This window comes from Microcoleus sp. A2-C3, assembly GCF_036706065.1.
Taxonomy (GTDB): domain Bacteria; phylum Cyanobacteriota; class Cyanobacteriia; order Cyanobacteriales; family Microcoleaceae; genus Microcoleus.
In genome coordinates this window covers 37617-54799 of record NZ_JAUBVX010000044.1, presented here as the reverse complement: position 1 = coordinate 54799, position 17183 = coordinate 37617, and the positions used below count along the sequence as shown (strand labels likewise).

Sequence of the window (17183 nt, the reverse complement as noted above, 5' to 3'; positions counted from 1 at the left end):
ACATGGCTCAAGCTCAACGTCTCGCTGGCTTTAGTTGTAGCATACTCAAAGATCTGTTTAGAATGAAATAGCCCTGACAGATGATCTTAGCTTTGCAAGCTATTTCTAGGCGCTATCCAGATGTCTATGAAGAACGGATGAGGACAAAACTTTTGACTATTGTAGAATCTTTAGAGGAAAGTCGCTTACCTAACGTTTTTGGATTGCTTGGATCAGATCCACGATGTTGGAATTGGTTAGATGAATCTACTAAAACTCACCTAAAAGCGGTGACTCAATTAAGCCTTAAAATACCTAGTATTCGTAATTCAGTTTTTGAAGCTATGGTGGTTGATGATCTGAAACCAATTATTGTTGAAGGGTTTAAGGAACTTTCTTCAGAAATACAGATAAGTATCATCAAATCTACACCACAACCGGAGTTTGCTGACCAAGCTGTCATTCTATATTCAGAAGCAGGTGGTTATCGAAGTGCGGAAAGCTTAGGCGCATCACTGATTCTTCCAATGGCTGGGTGCTTTTCAGTATCGGATATTCAAAAAGTTCTTAAGGCTGTTCAGGAAAATAAGCAGATATATGCTGCTTCTGGCACACCAGCTATCCTCGATGAGCTTTATGAAAAAACAAAGCAACATCTACCATATCTTTGCGAAAGTTGGAAGTCATTTTTTCAATTTATTTTCTCCAAACAATATTCAAGATATTCCGAAGAATATGATTCTGATGTTTGGAGTGGAACTGACTGGGAAAGCCTAGTGAACCATCTTAAAGCAGCAGGTATAAGCCTATCTGCAGAAGGGAAAACAAGCAGCTAATATCAGCAATCAACTTATGTAGAGGTTGCCAGGAGTCTAACAACCCCAATGCACACCGACCGCCGAGAGGTTATCTGTTGAGCGTCCGAGGTTATCTGCGGCGGGTGATTGGGAACGTTAAGGTGTTTATCGCTGACCATCAAAAATCCTCTCCCCCGCTCTCCATCGAACTCTCTCCCCTCATCGGACTCTCCAACACCATACACAATCTAGATGCAGTACAGCTTATTTCCCTTCTACCAGCAACTTTTCAAAATCCGCAGCCGGTACAGGAGGACTGAACAAATATCCTTGCATCGCATCGCATTCGTAGCGCCAGAGAAAATCTTTTTCTGCTTCAGTTTCAACTCCTTCGGCAATTACCTCAAGACAGAGACTGTGTGCCATTTCAATAATAGCTTTGACAATCGCTGCATTTGTGCAACCGTCGGTGATATTGCTGATAAAACAGCGATCGATCTTTAAAACATCAAAGGGGTATTGCGTCAGATAGCTTAAAGAAGAATAGCCAGTGCCGAAATCGTCAATAGAGATAGAAACTCCCAAATCTTTCAATTGCTGCAAAGTCGCGATCGCACTTTCGGCATCCTCCACCATCAAACTTTCAGTCAGCTCTAATTCCAAACTGCTAGGTGCCAAACCAATTTCTGCTAAAATTTCAGCAACTCTGCTGCTGAGTTCTGGTTGGTGAAATTGGCGCGGCGACAGATTCACCGCTACCTGCTGCAAGGAAAAACCCGCATTTTGCCAAATCTGTATTTGTCTGCAAGCTGTCTGCAAAACCCACTCGCCCAATTGTATAATGAAGCCAGTTTCTTCGGCATCTGGAATAAATTCTGCGGGCGAAATCAGCCCTTTTTCGGGATGCAGCCAGCGCACTAAAGCTTCAGCGCTCATAATTTTTCCAGTCTGGACATTGACCTGCGGCTGATAGTAAACTTGGAATTCTTCTCGTTCCAGAGCATCGCACAAACTTGTTTTGATCTGCTCTAATTTATCGGCGGCTTCTTGCAGCAATTCGTTGCTTTGCGATCGCAAATTATACTGCTGTTCGACAAAAGCTGCTTGTTTTTTCAAGCGGCTGGATATCGCGCCCACAAGCTCAGCTTTAGTAAAAGGTTTAGTTAGGTAATCATCTGCTCCCAATTCCATACCTTGCCGCACTTCAGAGCGATCGGCTTTACCGGTCAGAAAAACAAAAGGTACTGTAGCAGTAACAGGATGCGATCGCAAGGCCACCAGCACCCCGTACCCGTCAAGTTCCGGCATCATCACATCGCAAAGAATCACGTCGGGAAGACTTGACACCGCGGCGTTTAAACCCAGCGCCCCATTTTCTGCACCCGTCACGTCGAAACCTTCGGCTTTGAGGAGTTTGAGAATATTCTCCCGAATTACTCGATCGTCTTCAATCACTAGAATCTTTTTCATGTGTCATTCCCTGAAAGCGATATAATTGAACGGCGTTGCTGAGCGCGATCGCCGTGGCTATAACTGAAAATGCACAGCTCGATCGGCACAGCCGAATATTTTCCGACATAAATAGCAGACACCCCTAAAAAACGCTAATTTTTTAAGGACAACTAGATTGATGTTTCTCTGCTTACTTAGCGCCGTCCGTATTATTACGAGGTTAAGTCAGAAATCTCTCAACTAATTCTAGGCGATCGCCAGTTAGCAGCGCCCTGAATAACTGCTAAAATGGTTGTGCCACTAGAGCGATCGGCTGCAAACAATCTCAGCCTATTTATAGCAGTTGCCCAAACAAACGCAACGGCAAGTAACTAGCAAACCCTTGCAGAGTAAGTATTGCCTCATTATTTAGTGTCAAATCTAAAATCTCAAACTTGTACTGAGCAAAGCCTAAGTATCTAAAATCTAAAATCTAAATGACATTACCTAGTGGATTCCCTGAGCCGGCACAGATTGGCGTCATAGAAGTTAAGCAATATCCTCAGTACCGCGCTGTCACCTACACCCACGCAGGCGATTTGCGACAAGCTACAGGAATCGCCTTCAATCCCTTATTTGAACACATCAGCAACAATCAAATTGCGATGACAACGCCAGTAGAAGCGCGCTACACAGAAAATTCCGAGCAAATCGATAAAGTTCCGGTTGCAGAAGTTTCCTTCCTGTATCCCGCACCAAACATCGCCCCCAGTAGCGTTAACTCTGCTGTGGAAGTCACGGATACTTCACCGATGACAGTTGTCAGTATTGGCGCGCGCGGGGCGTACACTTGGGAAAGTTACGAAAATAACCTCCAGAAACTCAAAGATTGGCTTCAAGAACATCCCGAATACGAAATAGTCGGGCCGCCGCGCCGCTTTTTTTACAATTCCCCGATGACGGCGGAAGCCACTAAAATCAGCGAGGTACAAATTCCGATCAAACGCCGCTGACGTGAACGACTAATTCGCGAATGTTACCGCGCTGGCGGTGTTCCCAGAGATAAATTCCCTGCCAAGTTCCTAACAATAATCTACCGCGCGCGATCGGGATTTGTTCGGAAGTATGAGTTAGCGCAGTGCGAATGTGCGCCGGCATATCGTCGGGGCCTTCCGCATCGTGAATGTAATTCGGGCCTTCCGGTACAAGTTTAGCCAAAAAGTTAGCCAAATCCTGAAGTACATCCGGGTCAGCATTTTCTTGAATCACCAAGCTAGCAGAAGTGTGGCGCAAAAACAAGCTACAAAGTCCCGTTTCAATACCCGAATTCGCCACCGCATCTTCTATCTTAGGAGTGATGTTGCACAGAGACTTCCCTGTAGTTTGAATTCTGAGTATTTGTTGATGATGAAGCATTCGATTTTAGATTTTAGATTTTAGACTAAATTAGACTTGCATTGCATTCAATCGCTTTCCGATCAGGAAAATATCTGCGTATATCTGCGTATATCTGCCTTGCATCTGCGGTGGAATCAATCAAAGATTTATCCATTGGGATTTTAGATCAGAAATCACCATCATCCTAATCGCCATCTTGAAAATATTCTACAACAGCTTGGGCGATCGCCTCAGTACCATTTTTATCCAACTTATCCGACAAACGCGGCGGATGCAGCGGCTGTCGCAAAAACCCCCAATCCCCCTCAAAAAACTCCGCCGCCGTCACAACTTGATGTTCCGCATAATTTTCAAGCCACTCCAACAACACCGCAGCTTCCGCAAAACCTTCTCTCATAATAGAAACAACAGGTATTTCCAAGCGCAAAGCTTCCGAAAAAGTGCTGTATCCCGGTTTAGAAACCAAGCGCCCGCAGACAGGCATCATATCAACCGGGCGCGGTAAAATTGGGAAAGATTGTGCAAACTCCTGACTTTTGACTCTAATCAAATTCGGCAAATCGGGAGCTCCCCCATCAAAAGTAATAAATTGCCAATCGCTAAATAACTGTAAATTTTGATAAGGAATTGCTTCTAAACCCAAGCCGCCAAAAGTCAGCAACACAGTTTTTTCCAGCGGTGATTTAATTCCGAATACTTTCCGAATTTCATCGTTACTGTAGCGAGGATTGCCGCCCGTCAAGCCGACATCTTGAATATTCGGGAAAGCTGGCATCGGTTCGTGCAAAGGCAGGCGAAAAAGCCGATCGCACTTTCCGAAACATTCACCAATCCAATCTGCCATTTCTACAAACTCCCCGCCCCAATCTCGATAGATGAAATCCCAGCCAAAATTGCTCATCATCCAGCAAGGAACCCCAGCCGAGGCCGCCATTAGCGTTGCCAAAGGAGGAATATCTGCCAACACCAAACCCACCCGATTTTGCTTGATAAAATTAACTTCGCCCGCAATTATCGAATTTTGGTTTTTCCGAATTTCGCGCAACTTTTCCAGCGTCGCCTCTTTGTCCATATGCAAACTATCAGCTTGCACGACACCCACATCTAAAGCGCGGGGACGGAGGATAAAGTCGCCAGTAATGTAAGATTCTAGCAGCCAGCGAGGTGCAGTTGTTGTGATGATTAGTAAAATATCTGGATTTAATTCTTGAATTTTTGCAGCTACGGAGGAAACTCGGACAGCGTGACCGAATCCGTGATTGGTGATGGCAATATATAATGTTGGTCGAGACATTGTTAATAGGGAATTGGGAATGGGGCATTGGGCATTGGGCATTGGGCATTGGGCATTGGGCATTGGGCATTGGGCATTCATTGCTGGTTGTTTGTTATCAGTTATTGGTAGACTAATAACTAATAACTAATAACTAATAACTAATGACTAATGACTAATAACTCGATCGATAATTTCGGCTGCTATGTCTTGTAAGGATACCACTCGATCGGCAAAACCAGAATTAACCACACTTCCCGGCATCCCCCAGACAACGCTGCTAGCCTCATCTTGAACAATAATCTTACCCCCAGCCTCCCGAATATTTTGACAACCGCGCAGCCCGTCTTGCCCCATTCCAGTCAACACCACACCCAAAACCCCAGCACCATAAATCTTAGCAGTCGATCGAAACAGCACATCAACGGCAGGGCGACAAGAATTTTCCCGCGCCTCTTGATGCGTGCAAATTCGCACTCCAAAACCCTGTTTTTCCAGTACCAGATGGTAATCTCCCGGCGCAATCCAAACAACTCCCGGTTCCAGAATACCTCCCGTCACAGCTTCCTCCACTCTAATCTTGCACTTTTCGGTCAGGCGATCGGTCAAACGCTTCGTAAAAACTGGCGGCATAAGCTGCACAATTACGATTGGTAAAGAGAAATTAGCCAGCAAATCCTGCAAAATACAGCGTATTCCAGGTTTATGAGGTACAGTAGCAGCACTTTCTCAAAAAGTTTTTGAAGTGTTTTATATTGACAAAATCAATGGAACCTGCGCCAGCCATGCCAATCAAAAAAAAATGATTTGAACCCATACAAATCAGAGTAATCGAGTACACAATTGAAAACTTAAACAACCAAATAGCAGAAATTAGATATCGTTTGATTACAAGTTTATTGGATAGTCAACAATTGCCAGCCAACTTACTAGCTGCCGAATATCATCAACGGTAAGTAAACCGTATTGGGCTATAAACTAGAAATACAAAAGATTTCAAACTTAAGTTTACACCAATGGACACTGCCGTTTCCCTAAGCTGTTGAGCATTTAAATTGCATATTCGGGACGGGCAAGATGCCCATCCCACAAGCATTTTATTGATTTTTGACACACAATTTAAATGTAGAACAGCTTACGAAGCTCGCGTTTATCAACCTAATTTGACATCAATTAGAAACATACCGACTTTGCACGTAGTGTCTCAACACGGGATTCAAACTAAACAAAGTTATCTTTTCCTCTTCCACTGCATCCAACAAAAACCGATTTCTGAGCGATCGCACTGCATTGACTAACTCAGCCGGCGACAACGCTATTTTATTGAATAAATACGACACAGCAACAGGTTCAGCTTGACTGGCAAAGTGAGTCACCACTGCCAATTCCGGCGGAGTCAAGCGCTGAAATTGTTGAGATAACTGAGATTGTAACCCTTCATCTAAAATCGGCATTTCGCACTGCAAAAACTGGGCAACGCTACCGCCAAATAATTCTCGAATCAGGGTTGCAGTCAACTCCAACCACAGGGGATTGCCTTGATAAATATCAATCAATGTTTCCCATGTTTCCTCATCGGATAACTTTTCTGACTGCAAAATATCTTTAGCTGCTATTCCTAAACTTCCCAATTCAAAGGAGCGAACGGGATGATATGCTTTTTCTAAGCGGACAAATTCTCTAGGTTTTTCGGAACTATTCAACAGCAAACAACTCTGATGACAAACTTCGGCAATAAGTTTAAAAAATAACTGATAATTTTCACAGTCAGATTTGTATTCTCCTGGGGGTTGTCCGCTACAAAAAAGCATTTGCACGTCATCGAGGACAATCAGACAGCGATTGTTGCGTAGGTGGTTGAGGAGTTGGGAAATTTTGGTGTCTGTGTTTTGGGGAGTTTCTGTTGGTTGGGGAAAGATTTGCAGCAGGTTGGTGAGGGTTGCTTCTAGGGTTGGGGAAAAGCGGAGGCTGCGATAGATGATGTAATCGAAGCCGGTTTTGATTTGGTTGATGAGGCCGAGGGAGAGGGTTGTTTTGCCGATGCCGCTGATTCCGAGGAGTGCGATGAGGCGAGTGCGTTGCTGTGTTATCCAGTTTTCGAGGGTGGAGAGTTCGGGAGTGCGATCGAAGAAGGTGAATATTTCGGGTGCGTCGCCTAAGTCGATCTGGGGTTGAGTTGGGGTTTGTGGAGGGTTTTTGGGAGGTGTTGGACTTCTCGCTTTTTCTTGACAAATGTTGACGTTATTAATCCCTACAAAACTTTTGCCAATAGCTGATGAGACATGATAAGAGTTACCTTTTTTCAAGATATAACGAATATTTGCTTTACTAACATTCTCGTCCAAAACATCCGAAAGTATTTTCCATAATTCGCAAGCGACATCCCTGATATGACCCTCGCTCAAATGGGATTTTTCTCCAATTTCGGAATATTTCTGATCTTCTATCGCGCCCCGGAGTATAGCTTCTTGCAAATATTCTAAGTGTTTCCCTGTTTTAGAGAAAACTAGCTCGTCAGCGAGTTTCAGGATTGCTTCAACGTCCATAAGTTACGGATTAGCTTTAGTTTCTAGTATTTTACCCGATCTTTCCGACATTTTCCGATCTTGTCGGCTCAGTAAAGTCCCGATCTTTCCGACTTGACTGACTGACTCAAAAGTTAGAAACTTAAAATTATTGATTAATTCCCGCACTTTTGAAAACTCAATAAGGATTAAAATGGGTAGTAATACAGCAGCGAATAAGCGTTTTGATGACGCAATGAAGGCTTGTGGGATTAGCGATGACAATGATAGGGATCGGAATATCCGAACCCATTTCCATCGTCACCTAGAAAATCACTTTAGTGATACAAAAGACGAAATGGAATACAGAGAACTTTTGAAAGAAGCTAAAACCTTTATTCGGGAGAACTACCCACATGGGTAATATTTAATTATGCGTATTGTGCATTGACTAAGTGTAATGCACCAGCCGAATAGTAAGAATGGGAAGAGGGTGCAAGGGGCGATCGTTATTACGATTGCCGAATAAAAGCCAGTGTCTAAGGATAAAGGATTTGTACATTCACTAATATTAAGCGAAAAATGGGAAAACAAGCAGAAGCACTCATAGAAAAGTTTGGTGGCGACTACACTTATGATCAGTTGCGCCAAATCAAGAAAGATTTTGGACTGTCCAAAATTCAATATGAATATCCAGGCGATGTTAAAGGTAATACTTTTACACAGCTAGAGGAACTTGCTAAAGACGGTGATGCAGAAGCAAAGAAAGCAATTAAGCTTCTCTTGCAAACCAAAAGACTCAATGAAAAATCCTGATGAAGCTTGGCGTAAAGCGAATTTCTACGCAACTACGCTTTAGAACATGAAGGATTGATTGATAAAAGTTGCGATCGCCAACATTTACAGGAAAAGTTAAAGGTTAGGCGATCGCTCTTGAGAATCTACCATGCGCTAGCGCAAAGGATGGGAGAGGGTGCAGGGGGCGATCGCTTCATTCAATCTACATAAAAAATCGTCAAAAAGCGACTTCAATACATAGTTTATTGATTTTTATATTAGTTAATGAGAGTTTAACAAGGAATAAAGCACTATGTATAATGAATTTGGTACTGACTATCCAGCAGCACAAGAGCGTCATAGGGAAATGGCAAGCCAAGCTAATGATTTGCGATATCAAGCATTAGATAATTTCGGTAATAATAATCACTGGGAAGGGCTAAAAAATTGTGAAGAATATTTGGAAGTAATAAGATTACTCCCACAAATATCAGTTGAAAGCTACTGTAATATCGCTTGTGAAATGTACAGTGGAGATTTAGTAATATATACAGCTTCTATTTTCCAAATACTCCATTTAGGCTATATTAACTGTGCTGAAAGAAGAGTGTTAGAATCTTTGATTTGTCTTCAAAAACTCAATTATATTATTACTAGGTATAAGCTGGTGAAGCCAGAAAAAGCTAAAAAATGGTTGGAATATAAACTGCTACTAGAAGAGATTAGAACGATGTATTTTACACTAGAAGATTATTTAAAACAGACTGTACCAGAATATCAAAAAAATAATTTCTTAGATGAGAATTGGGAAATAAATGAAGAAATTGTATTAGCCAAATTTCCAAATGTAGATCGTAAAAATCTTAGTTATTTGAAAAATTACCATCCGTTATTATTCCAAAAAAAGCTAAGCGATTACATTGTAGTTAATGACAGGAGTCTGACTGATAATACGCCAGGCCCCGTTCCAGTGCTGCACGTAGTCGCTGCGATTTTGTTTCCCCCGCTAGGCGTATTTTTGACGGTTGGGCTTGGCATTCATTTTTGGATAAATCTGGTGCTCACACTCGTTTTTACCTGGATTCCCGGCATGATCCACGCTGTTTGGCTGGTTTATAATCACGATCGAAGTTAAGCAGTCGGGAAGCGCGATCGCCCTTATTTTCCCAAAGCGCGCCCTTTTCTACTCCAACAATCATCCCTCAACTTCTCAAATTCTCCAACACTAACACTTGTAACCCGGCAAAAATGGCAATCGCGCGTCATTTGTCAAGAAAAACGAAGCACCCTCATGGATCGCTGTAGCCATTTGAATAGCGTCTGGCGATCGCAAATTGTAAGTAGCTCGAAGTTGTGCCGCTATTTCAGCAATATCTGGAGTCACTTCAACAACAGTCAAACTTTCTTGATTAAGCAGGACTTCACGATATTCTTGAGCCAGGATTGTGTTTCTCTGTCGCAGCGGATAGACTAGAACTTCTACGAGTGTTACTGTTGATGTCACTATTCTAAACTCACCGCGATCGAAGGCTCTAAAGAAAAACCTCATCATTTCCAAATAGGTAGGATTTTGCTCAATGAAGTAAATCAGCGGCGCAGTATCCAATCCAACAACTTGTCCTTGTAGCTGAGCTATCCATTCCATGAATCTCGTTCCTGATTCACATATTCTTGAGCATCAATCCCATTCCAAATTTCTTTACCCAAACCTTCCAATTCTAAAATACTGCGCTTGGGTGATAGAATCACCCGTTGACGAATATGTGCAAACAATTCAGAGATGAGTCGCAGTTGCTCATCTGGTGCAAGTTTTAGAACCTGAGTTAGTACCGTGCTGTAAGTAGACATAGACTCTGCATTAAGATTTTTTGGCTGATTGTTATTATAGCAATTGAGGAGCTAGGGAAGCGCGATCGCCCTTTTCTTCCCAAAGTACGCCCTTTTCTTCCCAAAGTGCGATCGGCCCTCTCTTCCCAAAGTGCAATTAAACTTGACCAGGCAAATCCAACGCAATTAATAGAGCTTGATTCAGCAGAAGTATTGCTTCATCACTAAGCATTCCTCGTAAACCCAATAAACGAGGTTTAGATAATACCCGTACTTGATCTGCCATAGCGATAGAATCGTTGGTTAATCCGCCGTCGGGAGCTTTAATTAATACCTGAGTGGGATAAACTCGTTTACCAGTTTGATAAGTAGTGCAGGGAATAGCCAAAACTACAGGGCTATATGTATTGATTGTAGCTCGACTAACGATGATAACAGGACGACTTCCTCCTTGTTCAGAACCCTCAACAGGTTCAAGTCGAGCATCATAGACTTCTCCCCGGTTCATACAGGAGATTCTCTCAATTGCAACGCTTCCCAACTCGCTACCGCAAACTCAGCCTCCATCTGTAGCACTTGAGCTTGATACTCTGGATCTTGTGCCATTTCAATCAGTGCTGCATCAATTTCCGATCGTTTACCCTGAGTTTGGGTTCTTACCCGATCGCGCATCAATGCTGACAATACTTCTAAAAGCTGCTGTTGCTCGTCAGGAGTGAGACTTTGAGCCTGACTCAGTACCTCGCTATAAGTAGACATAGGCTTTATGTTGAGATTTTTTGGCTAATTGTTATTATAGCAATTTAGGATCTAGGGAAGTGCGATCGCCCTTATCTTCCCAAAGTACGTCCTTTTCTTCCCAAAGCGCGATCGCCCCAAACCGCTCGCTCTATTTTGATTAGATAGAACATCGCCCTCAAGACTTACTTGATATGCTACCATCCTTAATAAAGGTCGTTTAGCCCGCTATAAAATACCGCTATGAGTACCCTCACCCTCAACCTCAACCCTATCGTTAAGCTGACAGACGAACAGTTTTTTCAACTTTGTCAGGAAAATGAGAATATTAGACTGGAACGAACAGCGAAAGGAGAATTAATTATCATGTCACCAGCAGGAGGAGAGACTAGCAACAGCAATGCAGGATTAACTGCACAGGTTTGGATTTGGAACGAGCAAAATAAACTGGGTAAAGTGTTTGATTCATCGGGTGGTTTTAAACTTCCTAATGGTGCAAATAGAGCGCCTGACGCTGCATGGGTAACATTAGAACGCTGGAATGCTCTTACTTCCGAACAAAAAAAGAAATTTCCCCCCATTTGTCCTGATTTTGTAGTCGAGTTAATGTCTCCGAGCGATAGCTTGAAAGAAACTCAGGATAAGATGAAAGAGTACCGAGACAATGGTGCGCGTTTGGGTTGGTTAATTAACCGCAAGTCTCGACAAGTTGAAATTTATCGTCAGGGCGCAGAAGTTGAAGTGCTGTCGTCGCCTGCTACTTTATCAGGTGAAGATGTTCTTCCCGGATTTGTGCTGAGTCTTGAGTCGATTTGGTAAAGTGCGAGATCCCTGATCTTCCCAAAGTGCCCCCTAATACACTTCACGACGATGAGCGATAATAGTCACAACCACACGCTTGTGCTCATCATCAATGTCATAAACAACCCGATAATCTCCAACGCGATAGCGATAGTATCCAGCTAATTCGCCTTTGAGTTGCTTAATATTTGGATGACTGCGAGGGTCAGTTTTCAACATCTCAAAACATCTATCTAGCTTGCGTTGTAAAGATGCCGATGCTTCTTCAAAAAACTCCTGAGCATCAAAGCTAAGAACCACTGAATAAAAATTCAGATTTTCATCAATATTTTCGTTTGAGTTGCTCAACGGTCGTCACCTTACCTGCTGCTACATCTCTTCTGGCTTTATTAAAAGCTTCCAGAAAACCTGGAATTTTCAATAATTCCACCGTAGCTTCATTGCTTTCACGTTCTGCTAAGTAAGCTAAAAAATCAGCCACAACGAGCAGCCGTTCAGGAGATAAGCTATCTATCGATTGCTTAAGGTTCTGGCGAAGTTCTTGAGTTTTCATAGTTCATAGCTATTGAAAATTATTAGAGCTACCTGCCTGATTATACCAGATAGTCTGAAATTTCGCTTTTGCGATCGCCCTTTTCTTCCCAAAGTACGCCCTTTTTTTCCTAAAGCGCGATCGCCCTTAACTTAATCATAAATTTCTCTCCGGTGTCCAATCTGGTGAACACTAATAACCCTTAACTCCTCATTGAAAGTATAAATTACGCGATAATCACCCACTCTTAACTTAAAGAAACCTGCCAGATTAGCGGACAAAGGCATAGGAGTAATTTGTTCAAAATTTTCAGCCAACCAATTGATTTTATTACCTATACGTTCCCGCACCGCCGGAGTCAATCTTTCTTGGTTAACCTGAGCTTCTGCTGTCAAATCAACCGAATAGCTCATTACGATTTCATGCCAAGTTTTTGATAAACTTCCCCAGGTTCGATGCTACTTTCTCCGGCTTGTTTTACCTTGATTGAATCCAACAATTTCAGCTTGACTTCTTCCTTAACTTCTAAACCAGAATCAGGATCGCCAAAATATTCTTCTAAACACTGTTCAACGGTATGCCGAATTAAGTCCCGCAGTTGCTCAACTGTCATGTCTTTGACTTGCATCTTAATCTCCTAGTATCTGGGAGTTTTAATAAATTATACCGGGCTTGAGTGAATCTTGCTCAGGCGATCGCCCTTTTCTTCCCAAAGCGCGATCTGGTTATGCTATATTATAAGTAGATACGTTTTGTATATACACTATGCAGTTTGAATGGGATGAAAATAAAAACGCCCAAAATCTCAAAAAACATGGCATTAGCTTTGAAGAAGCTCAAGAAATCTTTGACGGAATCGTTTTTAATACCATTGATGAGCGTTTCGACTACGGAGAAATCCGAGAAATCAGTATTGGTGCCATACAAGGTGTCGTTATCGTCACTGTAGCGCATACTGAAAGAAATGGAGTGTATCCGCATCATCTCTGCAAGAAAAGCCACTCATCAAGAAAAAAATACCTACTATGACTATCTCGCCCAAACGACTTGAAGAATTAGAAAATATTCCAGAATCTGCGATCGATACCTCTGATATTCCTGAGTTAGATGCGAGTTTTTGGGAACAAGCTAAACTGGTAAAACCCCTCACAAAACAAGCTATTTCTTTAAGAGTTGATAGCGATGTATTAGATTGGTTTAAAAGTCAAGGAAAAGGTTATCAATCTCTAATGAATGCCGTGCTGCGCTCTTATGTGGAACATCACGTAAAAAGCAGTCAATAAATATGCGATCGCCCTTTTTTTCCCAAAGTGCGATCGCCCTTATTTATAGACATCACCACGAGAACCAATCTGAGTCACAACTTAAGTTCTTTTGAAGATATTCCCCGATCGCGCCCCGCGAAATAATCTGCCAATGCTGCTTGACTTTCCGCTATTTCTTGGACTGAAACCACCTCATCATCGCCTTCAACTTCAACCTCCTGATGAATGATCTTTCTCAATTCCTCTAATAATCGGAGTTGGTCAGACAGGGCGAGGCGTTGAACTTGAGTTAGTACCTCATTATAAGTCGGCATAGACTTTTTACTGGTATTTTTTAGCTCTAACTCTAATATATACTGATTTTGGCTGGAAGTGCGATGGTTTTTTCTTCCCAAAGTGCGATCGACCTTAACTGCCTAATTCAGCCTCAAACGGGTTAATCAGCGTCAGTTCAGCAATCCATTGAAAATCCTCTATATTTCGCGTCACTAAAGTCAAACCGTACAGCAAAGCGGTTGCTGCAATAATAGCATCGCCAAGTGTCATCCTCCTCATTTGTCGCAGTGTGACAGCGCGATCGAGTACAGCTTGGGAAATAGGTAAAACCTCAACCACCCCAAAAAATTCCTCAAAGTGTAGGCGAGACTCTTCAGTTAGTCTGTGGTAGCCAAGCACTTCAACATAACTAACTGCGGATACTGTTATTTCGATCTCGCTAATAAACTGCCGAATCTGGGCGTGTTCCGGTTGAGAAGCGTAGATAATAATGTTACTATCAAGTAGCATCATTCATCCCTACCAGGAAGCGGACGATCTTGACGCATCTCTCGCTGCCATGCAACCGGATTTGTGACTTCTTCAAAAGCCTGACTCGCCGCCAGCTTTTCCAAGATTTCAACTATTTTTTGACGGCGACATTCTGCACTTATACTAGACTTTTCCTCTAACAAAGTCACGTAAACTTTCAGCGGGCGATCGCTCTGTTGCGGAGCATCGTTCGTCCACTCTAAAAACTTTCCTTTCAGTAGAGCCTCAAATGTGCGTAGCATAATCAATACCAGATTCTCTCTGACTTTTATATCATAGCTCTCAGACGGAATTTTTCGCAAAACTCAGTCTATCGAGTGCGATCGCACTTCTGTTATCCTGCACGATTTACTAAATGCTGCTTTCCTTACCCCAAAAGCGATCGCAAATTCCACTCGCGGCAGCAATTTTTCAATAATTCGCAAATGTTCCTCAGCATTATTTTGGCGACGAAAACGCGCAACAGTCAAGCATTGCAAGTTCGGTAAAAAGCGGTAAATTACCCACGGGTAAAATTGTTGTTTGTAGTTCTCCCTAAGTTATACTGAGGATTGCAGTCATTTACTGTAGAGCTTGAATAAATGCAGGGCAAATTTTTTCGCAAGCCAGAATCAGACAATAGCGATCGCGTCCCCCCCGGTCAATACCTCGCCAACGGCTTTCCCGTTCTGACTTATGGCGATACACCCTCCGTCAGCATTGAGACTTGGGAATTTAAAGTCTGGGGATTGGCAAAACCAAAAACCTTCACTTGGTCAGACTTCCAGGCCATGCCCCAAACTAACTTTACTGCGGATTTTCACTGCGTCACCCACTGGTCAAAACTCGACGTGCAGTGGACGGGAGTCAAAGTCACGGATTTTATGAACTATGTAGAAGTCGATCCCAAAGCCCTGCACATCGTTGAACACTGCTACGGCGACTACACTACTAATATTGCGATCGCCGACTTCCTCCGATCAGAAAACTTTTTCGCCCACACCGTCTTCGGCGAACCGCTATCCCCCGACCACGGCGGCCCGATGCGACTGGTAGTTCCGCACCTGTACGCCTGGAAAAGCGCCAAATGGATTAACGGCCTGGAGTTTACAGAAACCGAACAACTCGGTTTTTGGGAACGCAACGGCTACCACCGGAGGGGCGAACCTTGGGCTGAGGAACGCTACAGCGGTCTTTTTTGATGCGATAGACGATCGATCGCGATTAGGGCTTGCCAAGAGTTTCTGTAATATGGTGATTTCTGATGACAATCTGCTGTTTGGCAATTTTGAAAGCAGAAAGCCACTATCGATCGCATCTTTGGGATCTGTCACGGCCCGGGTTCTCTGTAGTTCAACGGCAAGACCTAAACCCAAAGATCGCAGTTTGTACGTAATTTAACGGAGCTATCGACTAATTTAACTCCCACAGGCAAGTCCCCAAAAACAAATCTTCCCAGTTTTTGGTTAATATAAAATTTTTATAACTGTCAGATTTCGCGGAACTGACAGTGTTTATACGTAAGTGTTGGTTGTGAAAAATTTAGACTTGGAATAAAATCAAAAATTAGGATCAACCAGACCCAAATCAGTTGGGCAGGTTCCTGCTCCAATGACCGCAAAATCAAGCTTTATAGCCACAATCTTGATAATTATTTTCTGTTTGTTTTTAGGGAGCAATCGCCCGCTTGCCGATGCGATCGACAGCATTTATAAAGGATTTGTAAAGGCTTAATAAAGAGTCTGTCAAAATCCACATCAAATGAAAAAACACAAATAAAGTATCAGATAATTAAATTATTAAAAGACCTTCGCACAAAAGAAAAAAATTATGAACGCCAAACTCTTATCCGCCCTAACCGCTACCGCAGCCGCCACCGCTTTATTAGGTGTCTCCGCTCCAGCCCAAGCCTTCTCCTTTGGTACCAACGGTATCACCTTCACCCAAAATACAGATGTCAGGTTTAACTTCAAAGAGTCTCACGGTGCCTACACTTCCTCTTTGGGAATTTACAGCGTGAAGGACTCGGCGACATCTCTAGTTAGCACACTGTTTTCGGAAACTAAATCCTCAGACAACCAGTGGGAAAACGAATGGAAAGGATCTCTGGGCAATACAGTCTTGGGCTCAGGCTCGGCAGTCTTCACATTCCTGGCAAATCAAGTTTATACTTTGGGACTCAACAGCGGCGGCAACGGCACTGTCTACTCGACCTCGGCCCTCAACACTGGCTTCGGCGGCAGCCAGCAAGCCGTGTTTGGTGGGGCTTCGTCACTGTGGAGCGCACTAGGCAAAGAAACAACGAACGTCTTCCAAGCGGCCGGAAGTTACACAGACGGAACAGCTTCTCTGTCTAACGAAGGCACGCTAATCTCTTTTGACGATCGCGGTAACCGTAACGACGCAGACTTCCAAGACTTCACCGTGAGCGCAGAAGCAGTTCCCGAACCGATTACAATGACTGGTTTGGCTCTCGGTTTGGGCGGATTGGTTGCAGCACGCCGCCGCCGCGCTAGCAAGACGGCTTCCTAATTTTTTCAATCAGAACGATCGGCTAAATTACGTTTGACAAAAAAGAATAGGATTTGCAGGCGCGCTGATGGGAAATCGGCTCGCCTTTTGCTTGATTTAAGAAGGAAGAAGGAAGAAGGAAGAAGGAAGAGGGAAGAAGGAAGAGGGAAGAAAGAGGATTTTTCGCATCTCCCACTCTCCTCATCTCCCACTCTCCCACTCTCCCACTCTCCCACTCTCCCACTCTCCCACTCTTTCTATCTCCCACTCTTTCTATCTCCCACTCTCCCCATCTCCCCCTCTCGCAGCTTAACTATGCGTCGCTAGCTGAATTAGATGCAGACTTGTTCGATGAGTGGAAGTCGTATAAATTCACCGGTACGGGTTGAGGAATTTTAATCTCCGCCCGATCGCACTCCGCTTGAATCCCCACCCTAGTTTTTGTCCGGCGCACCGGTGCTTCGAGGGGCTGCAATAGCGGATAACTATATCGAAAGAATCCATTATCTACCGTTTATATAATGTCCGATCGATTGACCGATCGCGCGTCAGGTTCGCCCGTCT

At 43.4% G+C, this 17183-nt stretch carries 29 protein-coding genes; 10 read left to right on the top strand and 19 right to left on the bottom strand.

Going from position 1 to position 17183, the window contains the following annotated elements; translation table 11 throughout:
* Nucleotides 1-80: 80 nt before the first annotated feature.
* Nucleotides 81-815 carry a hypothetical protein gene (locus QUB66_RS21955; RefSeq protein WP_332970532.1) on the top strand — a complete coding sequence of 245 codons (735 nt, stop codon included), beginning with the start codon at nucleotides 81-83 and terminating at the stop codon, nucleotides 813-815.
* A gap of 225 nt (nucleotides 816-1040) precedes the next feature.
* On the opposite strand, the gene QUB66_RS21950 is transcribed toward QUB66_RS21955, so the two are convergent.
* The gene (locus QUB66_RS21950; protein ID WP_332970533.1) at nucleotides 1041-2246 is read right to left on the bottom strand and encodes an EAL domain-containing response regulator; all 1206 of its coding nucleotides are present in this window, start codon (nucleotides 2244-2246) and stop codon (nucleotides 1041-1043) included.
* Between the two features lie 458 nt (nucleotides 2247-2704).
* Here QUB66_RS21950 and QUB66_RS21945 point away from each other — a divergent pair, with 458 nt between their 5' ends.
* A complete protein-coding gene (locus QUB66_RS21945) occupies nucleotides 2705-3220 on the top strand; it encodes a heme-binding protein (RefSeq protein ID WP_332970534.1) in 516 nt (171 codons plus the stop codon).
* Here the strand turns inward: QUB66_RS21945 and QUB66_RS21940 are convergent.
* From QUB66_RS21940 to QUB66_RS21925, 4 genes are all read right to left on the bottom strand, one after another.
* Nucleotides 3207-3623, bottom strand: coding sequence for a secondary thiamine-phosphate synthase enzyme YjbQ (locus QUB66_RS21940; RefSeq protein ID WP_332970535.1), 417 nt, complete (start codon nucleotides 3621-3623; stop codon nucleotides 3207-3209). The genes QUB66_RS21945 and QUB66_RS21940 overlap by 14 nt on opposite strands.
* Nucleotides 3624-3789: 166 nt before the next feature.
* Nucleotides 3790-4899 carry a glycosyl transferase gene (locus QUB66_RS21935; RefSeq protein ID WP_332970557.1) on the bottom strand — a complete coding sequence of 370 codons (1110 nt, stop codon included), beginning with the start codon at nucleotides 4897-4899 and terminating at the stop codon, nucleotides 3790-3792.
* A 147-nt stretch (nucleotides 4900-5046) separates the two neighbouring features.
* On the bottom strand, nucleotides 5047-5562 hold the full coding sequence (locus tag QUB66_RS21930; protein WP_332970536.1) for a CheB methylesterase domain-containing protein: 516 nt from the start codon (nucleotides 5560-5562) through the stop codon (nucleotides 5047-5049).
* A 485-nt stretch (nucleotides 5563-6047) separates the two neighbouring features.
* Nucleotides 6048-7424 (bottom strand): NACHT domain-containing protein, encoded by a 1377-nt coding sequence (locus QUB66_RS21925; RefSeq protein WP_332970538.1) that lies wholly within the window; start codon nucleotides 7422-7424, stop codon nucleotides 6048-6050.
* A gap of 540 nt (nucleotides 7425-7964) precedes the next feature.
* Between QUB66_RS21925 and QUB66_RS21920 the strand changes: the two genes are divergently transcribed.
* Together QUB66_RS21920 and QUB66_RS21915 are read left to right on the top strand one after the other, a co-directional pair.
* Complete coding sequence (locus QUB66_RS21920; protein ID WP_332970539.1) at nucleotides 7965-8198, top strand: hypothetical protein; 234 nt, start codon at nucleotides 7965-7967, stop codon at nucleotides 8196-8198.
* 274 nt (nucleotides 8199-8472) lie between these two features.
* On the top strand, nucleotides 8473-9294 hold the full coding sequence (locus tag QUB66_RS21915) for a YqaE/Pmp3 family membrane protein (protein ID WP_332970540.1): 822 nt from the start codon (nucleotides 8473-8475) through the stop codon (nucleotides 9292-9294).
* A 90-nt stretch (nucleotides 9295-9384) separates the two neighbouring features.
* On the opposite strand, the gene QUB66_RS21910 is transcribed toward QUB66_RS21915, so the two are convergent.
* The 5 genes from QUB66_RS21910 to QUB66_RS21890 all read right to left on the bottom strand — a co-directional run bounded on the left by QUB66_RS21910 (nucleotide 9385) and on the right by QUB66_RS21890 (nucleotide 10928).
* Nucleotides 9385-9804, bottom strand: coding sequence for a type II toxin-antitoxin system VapC family toxin (locus QUB66_RS21910; RefSeq protein ID WP_332970541.1), 420 nt, complete (start codon nucleotides 9802-9804; stop codon nucleotides 9385-9387).
* Nucleotides 9792-10007 carry a hypothetical protein gene (locus tag QUB66_RS21905; RefSeq protein ID WP_332970542.1) on the bottom strand — a complete coding sequence of 72 codons (216 nt, stop codon included), beginning with the start codon at nucleotides 10005-10007 and terminating at the stop codon, nucleotides 9792-9794. The genes QUB66_RS21910 and QUB66_RS21905 overlap by 13 nt, the downstream gene beginning before the upstream one ends.
* A 136-nt stretch (nucleotides 10008-10143) precedes the next feature.
* Nucleotides 10144-10494 carry a type II toxin-antitoxin system PemK/MazF family toxin gene (locus tag QUB66_RS21900; protein ID WP_332970543.1) on the bottom strand — a complete coding sequence of 117 codons (351 nt, stop codon included), beginning with the start codon at nucleotides 10492-10494 and terminating at the stop codon, nucleotides 10144-10146.
* On the bottom strand, nucleotides 10491-10745 hold the full coding sequence (locus QUB66_RS21895) for a hypothetical protein (RefSeq protein WP_332970544.1): 255 nt from the start codon (nucleotides 10743-10745) through the stop codon (nucleotides 10491-10493). The genes QUB66_RS21900 and QUB66_RS21895 overlap by 4 nt, the downstream gene beginning before the upstream one ends.
* A 51-nt stretch (nucleotides 10746-10796) precedes the next feature.
* A complete protein-coding gene (locus QUB66_RS21890; RefSeq protein ID WP_332970545.1) occupies nucleotides 10797-10928 on the bottom strand; it encodes a hypothetical protein in 132 nt (43 codons plus the stop codon).
* Between the two features lie 39 nt (nucleotides 10929-10967).
* Between QUB66_RS21890 and QUB66_RS21885 the strand changes: the two genes are divergently transcribed.
* The gene (locus tag QUB66_RS21885) at nucleotides 10968-11543 is read left to right on the top strand and encodes a Uma2 family endonuclease (protein WP_265236859.1); all 576 of its coding nucleotides are present in this window, start codon (nucleotides 10968-10970) and stop codon (nucleotides 11541-11543) included.
* Between the two features lie 33 nt (nucleotides 11544-11576).
* On the opposite strand, the gene QUB66_RS21880 is transcribed toward QUB66_RS21885, so the two are convergent.
* From QUB66_RS21880 to QUB66_RS21865, 4 genes are all read right to left on the bottom strand, one after another.
* On the bottom strand, nucleotides 11577-11873 hold the full coding sequence (locus QUB66_RS21880; protein ID WP_332970546.1) for a type II toxin-antitoxin system RelE family toxin: 297 nt from the start codon (nucleotides 11871-11873) through the stop codon (nucleotides 11577-11579).
* A complete protein-coding gene (locus QUB66_RS21875; RefSeq protein WP_332970547.1) occupies nucleotides 11848-12078 on the bottom strand; it encodes a hypothetical protein in 231 nt (76 codons plus the stop codon). The genes QUB66_RS21880 and QUB66_RS21875 overlap by 26 nt, the downstream gene beginning before the upstream one ends.
* Before the next feature lie 131 nt (nucleotides 12079-12209).
* The gene (locus QUB66_RS21870; protein ID WP_265236853.1) at nucleotides 12210-12470 is read right to left on the bottom strand and encodes a type II toxin-antitoxin system RelE family toxin; all 261 of its coding nucleotides are present in this window, start codon (nucleotides 12468-12470) and stop codon (nucleotides 12210-12212) included.
* Nucleotides 12470-12685: a hypothetical protein gene (locus QUB66_RS21865; protein WP_332970548.1), complete on the bottom strand. Its 216-nt coding sequence runs from the start codon at nucleotides 12683-12685 to the stop codon at nucleotides 12470-12472. The genes QUB66_RS21870 and QUB66_RS21865 overlap by 1 nt, the downstream gene beginning before the upstream one ends.
* A 137-nt stretch (nucleotides 12686-12822) precedes the next feature.
* On the opposite strand from QUB66_RS21865, the gene QUB66_RS21860 reads away from it, so the two are divergent.
* Both QUB66_RS21860 and QUB66_RS21855 read left to right on the top strand, forming a co-directional pair.
* Entirely contained in the window at nucleotides 12823-13086 is a 264-nt protein-coding gene (locus tag QUB66_RS21860) for a BrnT family toxin (protein WP_332970549.1), read from the top strand.
* Nucleotides 13083-13340, top strand: a complete 258-nt coding sequence (locus QUB66_RS21855; protein ID WP_265236846.1) for a BrnA antitoxin family protein — start codon at nucleotides 13083-13085, stop codon at nucleotides 13338-13340. Before QUB66_RS21860 ends, QUB66_RS21855 begins: the two co-directional genes overlap by 4 nt.
* Before the next feature lie 74 nt (nucleotides 13341-13414).
* Here the strand turns inward: QUB66_RS21855 and QUB66_RS21850 are convergent, their stop codons facing one another.
* From QUB66_RS21850 to QUB66_RS21835, 4 genes are all read right to left on the bottom strand, one after another.
* Complete coding sequence (locus QUB66_RS21850; RefSeq protein WP_265236844.1) at nucleotides 13415-13636, bottom strand: hypothetical protein; 222 nt, start codon at nucleotides 13634-13636, stop codon at nucleotides 13415-13417.
* A 94-nt stretch (nucleotides 13637-13730) separates the two neighbouring features.
* A complete protein-coding gene (locus tag QUB66_RS21845; protein ID WP_265236842.1) occupies nucleotides 13731-14111 on the bottom strand; it encodes a type II toxin-antitoxin system VapC family toxin in 381 nt (126 codons plus the stop codon).
* Nucleotides 14108-14371, bottom strand: coding sequence for a hypothetical protein (locus QUB66_RS21840; protein ID WP_332970550.1), 264 nt, complete (start codon nucleotides 14369-14371; stop codon nucleotides 14108-14110). Before QUB66_RS21840 ends, QUB66_RS21845 begins: the two co-directional genes overlap by 4 nt.
* A gap of 63 nt (nucleotides 14372-14434) precedes the next feature.
* On the bottom strand, nucleotides 14435-14599 hold the full coding sequence (locus tag QUB66_RS21835; RefSeq protein ID WP_265236838.1) for a hypothetical protein: 165 nt from the start codon (nucleotides 14597-14599) through the stop codon (nucleotides 14435-14437).
* 111 nt (nucleotides 14600-14710) lie between these two features.
* Between QUB66_RS21835 and QUB66_RS21830 the strand changes: the two genes are divergently transcribed.
* The 3 genes from QUB66_RS21830 (at nucleotide 14711) to QUB66_RS21820 (ending at nucleotide 16946) form a co-directional block, all read left to right on the top strand.
* Nucleotides 14711-15310 carry a sulfite oxidase-like oxidoreductase gene (locus QUB66_RS21830; RefSeq protein ID WP_265236836.1) on the top strand — a complete coding sequence of 200 codons (600 nt, stop codon included), beginning with the start codon at nucleotides 14711-14713 and terminating at the stop codon, nucleotides 15308-15310.
* Between the two features lie 628 nt (nucleotides 15311-15938).
* Nucleotides 15939-16640, top strand: a complete 702-nt coding sequence (locus QUB66_RS21825; RefSeq protein ID WP_265236834.1) for a PEP-CTERM sorting domain-containing protein — start codon at nucleotides 15939-15941, stop codon at nucleotides 16638-16640.
* A 33-nt stretch (nucleotides 16641-16673) separates the two neighbouring features.
* Nucleotides 16674-16946 carry a hypothetical protein gene (locus QUB66_RS21820; protein WP_332970551.1) on the top strand — a complete coding sequence of 91 codons (273 nt, stop codon included), beginning with the start codon at nucleotides 16674-16676 and terminating at the stop codon, nucleotides 16944-16946.
* On the opposite strand, the gene QUB66_RS21815 is transcribed toward QUB66_RS21820, so the two are convergent.
* Nucleotides 16933-17094, bottom strand: coding sequence for a hypothetical protein (locus QUB66_RS21815; RefSeq protein WP_332970552.1), 162 nt, complete (start codon nucleotides 17092-17094; stop codon nucleotides 16933-16935). The genes QUB66_RS21820 and QUB66_RS21815 overlap by 14 nt on opposite strands.
* Nucleotides 17095-17183: the final 89 nt, after the last annotated feature.

Bases quoted from the DNA above. Each gene is read 5' to 3' on its own strand.
- QUB66_RS21955 (WP_332970532.1), top strand. From the start codon at position 81: ATGATCTTAGCTTTGCAAGCTATTTCTAGGCGCTATCCAGATGTCTAT.
- QUB66_RS21950 (WP_332970533.1), bottom strand. From the start codon at position 2,246: ATGAAAAAGATTCTAGTGATTGAAGACGATCGAGTAATTCGGGAGAAT.
- QUB66_RS21945 (WP_332970534.1), top strand. From the start codon at position 2,705: ATGACATTACCTAGTGGATTCCCTGAGCCGGCACAGATTGGCGTCATA.
- QUB66_RS21940 (WP_332970535.1), bottom strand. From the start codon at position 3,623: ATGCTTCATCATCAACAAATACTCAGAATTCAAACTACAGGGAAGTCT.
- QUB66_RS21935 (WP_332970557.1), bottom strand. From the start codon at position 4,899: ATGTCTCGACCAACATTATATATTGCCATCACCAATCACGGATTCGGT.
- QUB66_RS21925 (WP_332970538.1), bottom strand. From the start codon at position 7,424: ATGGACGTTGAAGCAATCCTGAAACTCGCTGACGAGCTAGTTTTCTCT.
- QUB66_RS21920 (WP_332970539.1), top strand. From the start codon at position 7,965: ATGGGAAAACAAGCAGAAGCACTCATAGAAAAGTTTGGTGGCGACTAC.
- QUB66_RS21915 (WP_332970540.1), top strand. From the start codon at position 8,473: ATGTATAATGAATTTGGTACTGACTATCCAGCAGCACAAGAGCGTCAT.
- QUB66_RS21910 (WP_332970541.1), bottom strand. From the start codon at position 9,804: ATGGAATGGATAGCTCAGCTACAAGGACAAGTTGTTGGATTGGATACT.
- QUB66_RS21905 (WP_332970542.1), bottom strand. From the start codon at position 10,007: ATGTCTACTTACAGCACGGTACTAACTCAGGTTCTAAAACTTGCACCA.
- QUB66_RS21900 (WP_332970543.1), bottom strand. From the start codon at position 10,494: ATGAACCGGGGAGAAGTCTATGATGCTCGACTTGAACCTGTTGAGGGT.
- QUB66_RS21895 (WP_332970544.1), bottom strand. From the start codon at position 10,745: ATGTCTACTTATAGCGAGGTACTGAGTCAGGCTCAAAGTCTCACTCCT.
- QUB66_RS21890 (WP_332970545.1), bottom strand. From the start codon at position 10,928: ATGGTAGCATATCAAGTAAGTCTTGAGGGCGATGTTCTATCTAATCAA.
- QUB66_RS21885 (WP_265236859.1), top strand. From the start codon at position 10,968: ATGAGTACCCTCACCCTCAACCTCAACCCTATCGTTAAGCTGACAGAC.
- QUB66_RS21875 (WP_332970547.1), bottom strand. From the start codon at position 12,078: ATGAAAACTCAAGAACTTCGCCAGAACCTTAAGCAATCGATAGATAGC.
- QUB66_RS21870 (WP_265236853.1), bottom strand. From the start codon at position 12,470: ATGAGCTATTCGGTTGATTTGACAGCAGAAGCTCAGGTTAACCAAGAA.
- QUB66_RS21865 (WP_332970548.1), bottom strand. From the start codon at position 12,685: ATGCAAGTCAAAGACATGACAGTTGAGCAACTGCGGGACTTAATTCGG.
- QUB66_RS21860 (WP_332970549.1), top strand. From the start codon at position 12,823: ATGCAGTTTGAATGGGATGAAAATAAAAACGCCCAAAATCTCAAAAAA.
- QUB66_RS21855 (WP_265236846.1), top strand. From the start codon at position 13,083: ATGACTATCTCGCCCAAACGACTTGAAGAATTAGAAAATATTCCAGAA.
- QUB66_RS21850 (WP_265236844.1), bottom strand. From the start codon at position 13,636: ATGCCGACTTATAATGAGGTACTAACTCAAGTTCAACGCCTCGCCCTG.
- QUB66_RS21845 (WP_265236842.1), bottom strand. From the start codon at position 14,111: ATGATGCTACTTGATAGTAACATTATTATCTACGCTTCTCAACCGGAA.
- QUB66_RS21840 (WP_332970550.1), bottom strand. From the start codon at position 14,371: ATGCTACGCACATTTGAGGCTCTACTGAAAGGAAAGTTTTTAGAGTGG.
- QUB66_RS21830 (WP_265236836.1), top strand. From the start codon at position 14,711: ATGCAGGGCAAATTTTTTCGCAAGCCAGAATCAGACAATAGCGATCGC.
- QUB66_RS21825 (WP_265236834.1), top strand. From the start codon at position 15,939: ATGAACGCCAAACTCTTATCCGCCCTAACCGCTACCGCAGCCGCCACC.